Source organism: Kribbella sp. (assembly GCF_035687465.1).
Taxonomy (GTDB): Bacteria; Actinomycetota; Actinomycetes; order Propionibacteriales; family Kribbellaceae; genus Kribbella.
The window spans coordinates 1-7,168 of sequence record NZ_DASRXP010000517.1; the positions used below are offsets into that span (position 1 = coordinate 1).

Below are 7,168 nucleotides of genomic sequence, written 5' to 3' on the forward strand. Positions count from 1 at the left end.
CGACGCCGACCTGACAGACACCCTCGCCGGTACGGCCGCGCTGAACGGCGTACCGGTGAAAGTGACCGCAGTCAGTACCTAGACGGTGGCCCGGAGCTCTCCCGGACGATCAGGAGAGGCGTTGAGTACAGGTGCGCCTCCGGCCGGGCGCCTTCGAGGAGGTTGAAGAGCCGCTGCGCGACTTCGGCGCCATAGGCAACGATGTTGTGGCTCATCGCGGTCAGGGTCGGATGGGTCAGCCTGCACAGCGTCGAGTCGTCCCAGGCGACCAGGGTGACGTCGTCGGGCGATTTGAGCCCGAGTCCGCTCACCACCGAGAGCCCGGCGACCGCCATCAGGTCGTTGTCGTAGATGATCGCGGTCGGGCGCCCCTCGGTCGCCATCAGCTCGCGGGTGGCCGCAGCCCCTTCCTCACCAGAGAAATCGGTGTGCAGGACCATCGCCTCCAGGCCGAGCCGGCGGCTGACGGCAGCGAAGGCCTGATCCCGGATCCAGACGTGACCATGCTCCGGCGGACCGGCGACCCGGGCGATCGCCTTGTGGCCGAGCGAGGCGACGTGCTCGACCGCGGCCCTCATCGCCGTGGTCCCATCGGTCCACACGCACGTCATCCCGTCGGACTGCGCGGGATCGCCGACCAGCACGGCGGGCAGTTCCAGCTTGCGCAGTAAGGGAATCCGCGGGTCGTCGACGCGCAGATCGACCACGATCACGCCGTCCACCCGGCGCTCCGCGGCCCACTTCCGGTACGTCGCCATCTCGTCGTCCAGATCGGGCACGACCTGCAGGGCGAGCGCATACGACCTATCGCTCAGGATGGACTCGACCCCACCGACGAAGCCCATGTAGAAAGGCTCCTCGCTGAGCGTCTTGGCGGACCTCGCCAGCACCAGGCCGAAAGTCTCACTGCGCGCGGCGGACAGCTGGCGGGCAGCCCGGTTGGGCACCCACTCCAGCTCCTCGGCCACTTTCATCACGCGGGCCCGGGTGGCTTCGGAGACCCCCGGCTGGTTGTTGAGTGCGTACGACACGGCGCCTTTGGAGACGCCGGCCCGTCGGGCGATCTCCTTGATGGTGACTCGGGGCACGGCGGCCTCCTTCGAACGGGCGGTCCGGGCCGTGACGGGCGGTCCGGCAGGCACTCATTGTGCGGCCACCGCCTACTACCCGTCTCTAGGTAAGCGCTCTCCATCGCTCAGCGTAGTCGATTTGATCAAAACCCAGAGGCGCCCACGGGGTGATCTGAGGGTGGCCCGGTGGTTTGGGTGTGGGATAGGCTGCCATCCGGTACTTAACCGGTTCGGCAAGCCAGTCCGGGACGTCCCGTTGGGCAGCGGGGAGGTCCCGAAGACGAGGAGAGAAAACATGGTCGCAGTGGACAACCTGTCCCTCCAGCTCTACACGGTCCGGGGCAAGCTCGAGGAGGACTTCGACGCTACCCTGGCCCGGATCGCGGAGATCGGCTACACGAAGGTGGAGCCGTTCGGCCTGGTCGGGCTGGCCCCCAAACTCGCCGAGGCGCTGCCCAAGTACGGCCTGTCGGCGCCCAGCACGCACGCGGGCCTGCTCCGCGAGGACAGCGGCCCGATCTTCGAGGCCGCCCAGCGGCTCGGCATCACCACCGTCATCGACCCGTACGTAGACCCAGCGCGCTGGCAGTCCGCCGACGACATCAAGGCGACCGCGGAAGGCCTGAACAAGGCCGCCGTGGAAGCCGCGAGCCACGGCATCACCGTCGGCTACCACAACCACCACTTCGAGCTGGAGTCGGTGATCGACGGGGTGCACGGCCTGGAGATCCTGGCCGCCAACCTCTCCCCCGAGGTGATCCTCGAGCTCGACACCTACTGGGCCGTGGTCGGCGGCGCCGACGTACCGGCACTGCTCGGCCGGCTCGGCGACCGGGTCAAGGCACTGCACGTCAAGGACGGCGACGGCACCCTGGACAACAAGGCCCAGGTGGCGGTCGGCGACGGCAGCATCGCCGTGCCGGCCATCCTGGCAGCGGCCCCGGCCGCGCTCCGGGTGGTCGAGCTGGACGACTTCAGCGGCGAGATCTTCGACGCCGTCGCGGGCAGCTTCACCTACCTCACCGGCCTGGACGCTGTATGACCGCCGTCGGCGTAGGCGTGATCGGCGCCGGGGTGATCTCCGACGCCTATCTGAAGAGCATGCAGAGCTTCCCGGACCTCAATGTGCTGGCGATCGGCGACTTGCGGCCTGAAGCGGCCAAGGCGAAGGCGGAAGAGTTCGGCATCGAGACCCACGGCGGCCCCGAGGCGGTGCTCGGCCACCCGGACGTGGAGGTCGTGGTCAACCTGACCATCCCGATCGCGCACGTCGAGGTGGCGCTGGCGGCAGTTGCCGCAGGCAAGCATGTGTGGAGCGAGAAGCCGTTCTCGCTCGATCAGGAGAGCGGGCTGAAGCTGCTGGCGACCGCACAGGACGCCGGTCTCCGGCTCGGCTGCGCGCCGGACACGTTCCTCGGCCCCGGCCTGCAGACGGCGCGGCGGATCATCGAGAAGGGTGACATCGGTCAGCCGCTGACCGCGCTCACCCTGATGCAGTCCCCCGGTCCGGAGTCGTGGCACCCGAACCCGGCCTTCCTGTTCCAGGAGGGCGCGGGCCCGCTGTACGACATCGGCCCGTACTACCTGACCACGCTGGTGCAGAGCTTCGGCCCGGTCGCGGCCGTGGCCGGGCTGGCTTCGAAGTCGCGGGAGAAGCGGACGATCGGCTCGGGTCCGCTGGCCGGCACCGACTTCGACGTCACCGTGCCTTCCCACGTCAGCGCGATCGCCCGGTTCGAGTCCGGTCAGTCGTCGCAAAGCATCTTCAGCTTCGACTCGCCGCTGCCGCGGGCCGGGTTCGTGGAGATCACCGGCGCGGACGCCACTCTCGCCCTGCCGGACCCGAACCGGTTCGACGGCGAGATCAAGATCTACCGCCGGGGTGCTGACGACTGGGAGACGGTCGCCACCACCGAGGCCTCCGCCGAGCGCGGTACCGGCGTACTGGATCTGGCCCGGGCCATCCGGGAGGACCGGCCGCACCGGGCCACCGGCGCGCTGGCGTTCCATGTGGTCGACGTGATGGCGTCGATCACCGAGTCGATCGACACCGGCGCGTTCGTGGATGTGACCAGCACCGTCGAGGTTCCCGCCGTCCTACCGGACGACTGGGACGCGCACGCCGCCACGCTATGAGCAGTGACTTGCTGAGTCCCCGGCGGACCGTCGTGTTCGCCGGGGACAGCGTGACCGACTGCGGCCGCCGCGCGGATCCGGAGGGACTGGGGGACGGTTACGTCCGCGATCTCTTCGACGATCTCGGCGCCGGCCGACCCAGGATCGTCAACGCGGGGATCAGCGGGAACCGGGCAGTCGATCTGCGAGCCCGCTGGCAGACCGATGTGCTCGCGCACGAACCGGACCTGGTGTCGGTGCTGATCGGCATCAACGACACCTGGCGCCGGTACGACGAGGACGATCCCACCTCGACCGAGGACTTCGAAGCGGCGTACCGGGCCTGTCTGGAACCGGTACGGGCCCGGCTGGTCCTGGTCGAACCGTTCTTGCTGGCGGTCAAGGACGAGCAGCGCAGTTGGCGCGAGGACCTGGATCCGAAGATCGAGGTGGTTCGCCGGCTGGCGCGCGAGTACGACGCGATTCTGGTGCCGGCCGACGTCGAGTTCACCCGGCAGGCGGCCGTGGTGGGGGCGACCACGCTCGCGGACGACGGCGTCCATCCCACCAGCGCTGGCCACCGGCTGCTCGCAGACCTCTGGCGCCGTACTGTTTCAGCCTGAACAGACCATCACGACCTTGCCTCTGCCGCCCGACTGAACCGGTCAAGTTCGGAAATGAGATCGATGAACCCCGTGAACGCTGTCCCGTTGACCACCCAGGGCGGCACTGCCTGGACCGTGCGAGCGGTCGAGGGTCCGGTGCCCGACCGGAACAGCGCGCTGCTGGCCGCGCCGGTACCGGCGACCGTGCCGGGTGAGGTGCACACCGACCTCCTCGCGGCCGGCGTGATCCCCGACCCGTTCGACGGGGACAACGAGGGACGGCTGGCCTGGATCGGCAAGACCAGCTGGAGTTACCGGACCGTGTTCGACTGGGAGTCCGACGGCCAGGCCGTGCAGGAACTGGTCGCGGAGGGCTTGGACACGGCCGCGCGGGTCACCCTGAACGGCACCGAACTCGGCCGCACCTGGAACCAGCACCGCACGTACCGGTTCGGCGTCACCGGACTGCTCGTTGCCGAGCGCAACGAGCTGGTGATCGAGTTCGCGTCGCCGGTGGACACCGCTAAGAGGCTCTCCGAGGAGTCCGGGCTCTGGCCGCACACGAATCTCCATCCCTACAACGCGATCCGCAAGATGGCCAGCAACTTCGGCTGGGACTGGGGACCGGACGTGGCGACCGCCGGGATCTGGCGGCCGATCCGGATCGAGTCGTGGACCGGCGTACGGATCGATTCGGTCCGGCCGCTCGCCGGGCTCGACCGCGACCGCGGCGTCCTGGACACGAAGGTCGCACTGGCCTGGTCGGACGGGTTCTCGGCCGACGCGACCGTCACGGTTGACGTCGGCGGAACCAGCACAGAGATGACCGTTGCCGCCGGGACACCGGAGGTCGGGGTGACGTCGACCGTCGACGCCGTCGAGCGCTGGTGGCCGCGGGGCTACGGCGACCAGCCCTTGTACGACGTGAGCGTGGCGGTGCAGGCCGGCGCGCAGACCGACGACTGGCAGGGACGGGTCGGCTTCCGCACCATCACCATGAACGTTGCCCCGGACAAGGACGGCGGCCCGTTCGTCCTGTCCGTCAACGACCGGCCGGTCTACGTCCGCGGCGCGAACTGGATCCCGGACGACGCGTTCGTCACCAGGCTGAACCGGGAGACCTACGAGCGCGGCATCCGCGACGCCGTCGACGCCTCGATGAACCTGCTCCGGGTCTGGGGTGGCGGCATCTACGAGAGTGACGACTTCTACGACGTCTGCGACGAGCTCGGCATCCTGGTCTGGCAGGACTTCCTCTTCGCCTGCGCCGCGTACTCCGAGGAGGAGCCACTCCGCAGCGAGGTGGAAGCCGAGGCCAGGCAGGCCGTCACCCGGTTGAGCCAGCACGCGAGTCTGGCCCTGTGGAACGGCAACAACGAGAACATCTGGGGGTACGTCGAGTGGGGCTGGCGTGCTCCGCTGGGCGGCCGGACCTGGGGCGAGTGGTACTACATGGACCTGCTCCCGAGCATCGTCGCCGAGCTCGACCCCCGGACGCCGTACTCGGCCGGCAGCCCGTTCTCCTACGACCGCTACATCCACCCGAACGACGAGCGCAACGGCACCATGCACATCTGGGACGTGTGGAACGCGGTCGACTACTCGACCTACCGTTCCTACAAGCCTCGCTTCGTCTCGGAGTTCGGCTTCCAGGGACCGCCGGCCTGGTCCACGCTGACATCGGTGGTGCACGACGAACCGCTCGATCCGTACGGCGAGCAGATGCTCGTGCACCAGAAGGCGTACGAGGGCAACCTCAAACTCGAACGCGGTCTGGGCGAGCACCTGCCGATGTGGAAGAACATCAATGATTGGCACTGGACCACGCAGCTGAACCAGGCGCGAGCGGTTGCCTATGGCATCGAGCACTTCCGCAGCCTGTTCCCGTTGAACACCGGCGCGATCGTCTGGCAGCTGAACGACAACTGGCCGGTGATCTCCTGGGCCGCCGTCGACGGACACGGCGTCCGCAAACCACTCTGGTTCGCCCTTCGCCGCGTGTACGCCGATCGCCTGCTGACCGTGCAACCACGGGAGGACGGCCTGGTGGTTGCCGCCCACAACGACACGGACATCACCTGGACGACAGAGGTCACGGTGGCGCGGCGGGGCACCGCTGTCGGGGGTGAGGTGCTGGCGAGCGAGACGTTCGCCCTGGAGGTGCCGGCTCGCTCCAACGTGCTCAACTCGTTGCCCGCCTCGGTCGCGGCCGCGGGCGATCCGTCGGCCGAGTACGTGGAGGTTCGTGCGGCGGACGGCAGTTCGGCGTACTGGTACTTCGTCGAGGACACGGCGTTGCGGCTCGCGGGTGACGCCTACACCGCCGAGGTGACTGCGACTGACGGCGGGTACGACGTGACTGTGACCGCTCGCGCGTTGGCAAAGGATCTGGCGTTGTTCCCCGATCGGCTGGAGCCGGCCGCCCGGGTGGACAGTTGCCTGATCACCTTGTCCGCCGGGGAGAGCCACACGTTCCACGTCACCTGCGCGAGTCCCCCGGCCGGCGATCTCGGCGTACCGGTGCTGCGATCGGCGAACGACCTGCTGACTTGAGTCTCCCTCCAGGGGAGACGTCAGAGTAGGAGGCATGAACCTCTCGATCGGTGAACTGGCCCGGCGGACCGGACTGTCGGTAAAGGCCGTCCGGTTCTACTCCGATCGGGGCATCGTGCCGCCCGCCGAGCGCAGCCCGGCCGGCTACCGACGCTACGGCCCCGAGGCCGTCGCGCGTCTCGAGTTGGTGCGGACCCTGCGCGACCTGGGCCTGGATCTCGCCACGATCCAGCAGGTCGTGGAGGGCACCGCCTCCCTGCCCGAGGTCGCCGCGGCGCACGCCGAGGCGCTGACCACCCAACTCCGCGTACTCCGGCTCCGGCGGGCCGTGCTGACCGCGGTGGCGAGGCGTGGGTCTACCCCAGAGGAGCTGGAACTCATGCACAGACTGGCCAAACTCTCGACCACCGAACGCCAACTGCTCATCGATGACTTCTTGAACTCGGTCCTCAGTCCTTCGCTGACGGCCGCACGACAGACGATGACGCCTGAGCTACCCGACGACCCGTCGATCGAGCAGGTCGACGCCTGGGTGGAACTGGCCGAGCTGACTCAGGACCCTGAGTTCCGCGCGACCGTCAGAGCGTTGGCCGACCGGCAGGTAGCCGACAACCGAGGCTTGCAGCCTGATGCCATCGCCTTGATCCGCGACCAGGTCGCCCCGGCGCTGGCGGCAGGGCTCGAGCCGTCGTCCTCAGCGGCGGAGCGCATCATGGCCGCTGTCGGTCCAGTGGATGCCGAGTATCTGGCGACTGCCGCCGATCCGCACTGGGAGCGGTACCTCGTGTTGCTGGCGGTAGTGAATGGCTAGCCGGCGCCCGAGAG

General features: G+C 68.7%; 6 protein-coding genes. 5 read left to right on the plus strand and 1 reads right to left on the minus strand.

The window, feature by feature from the left end; translation table 11 throughout:
* Positions 1 to 71: 71 nt before the first annotated feature.
* Positions 72 to 1,088: a LacI family DNA-binding transcriptional regulator gene (locus VFG33_RS27640; protein WP_325055894.1), complete on the minus strand. Its 1,017-nt coding sequence runs from the start codon at positions 1,086 to 1,088 to the stop codon at positions 72 to 74.
* A gap of 277 nt (positions 1,089 to 1,365) precedes the next feature.
* Between VFG33_RS27640 and VFG33_RS27645 the strand changes: the two genes are divergently transcribed.
* From VFG33_RS27645 to VFG33_RS27665, 5 genes are all read left to right on the plus strand, one after another.
* Entirely contained in the window at positions 1,366 to 2,112 is a 747-nt protein-coding gene (locus VFG33_RS27645) for a sugar phosphate isomerase/epimerase family protein (protein ID WP_325055895.1), read from the plus strand.
* Positions 2,109 to 3,206: a Gfo/Idh/MocA family protein gene (locus tag VFG33_RS27650; RefSeq protein WP_325055896.1), complete on the plus strand. Its 1,098-nt coding sequence runs from the start codon at positions 2,109 to 2,111 to the stop codon at positions 3,204 to 3,206. Before VFG33_RS27645 ends, VFG33_RS27650 begins: the two co-directional genes overlap by 4 nt.
* Complete coding sequence (locus VFG33_RS27655; protein ID WP_325055897.1) at positions 3,203 to 3,808, plus strand: SGNH/GDSL hydrolase family protein; 606 nt, start codon at positions 3,203 to 3,205, stop codon at positions 3,806 to 3,808. Before VFG33_RS27650 ends, VFG33_RS27655 begins: the two co-directional genes overlap by 4 nt.
* A 63-nt stretch (positions 3,809 to 3,871) precedes the next feature.
* Positions 3,872 to 6,343, plus strand: a complete 2,472-nt coding sequence (locus VFG33_RS27660; RefSeq protein WP_325055898.1) for a glycoside hydrolase family 2 protein — start codon at positions 3,872 to 3,874, stop codon at positions 6,341 to 6,343.
* Between the two features lie 34 nt (positions 6,344 to 6,377).
* The gene (locus VFG33_RS27665) at positions 6,378 to 7,154 is read left to right on the plus strand and encodes a MerR family transcriptional regulator (RefSeq protein WP_325055899.1); all 777 of its coding nucleotides are present in this window, start codon (positions 6,378 to 6,380) and stop codon (positions 7,152 to 7,154) included.
* The last annotated feature ends 14 nt before the right edge of the window (positions 7,155 to 7,168 follow it).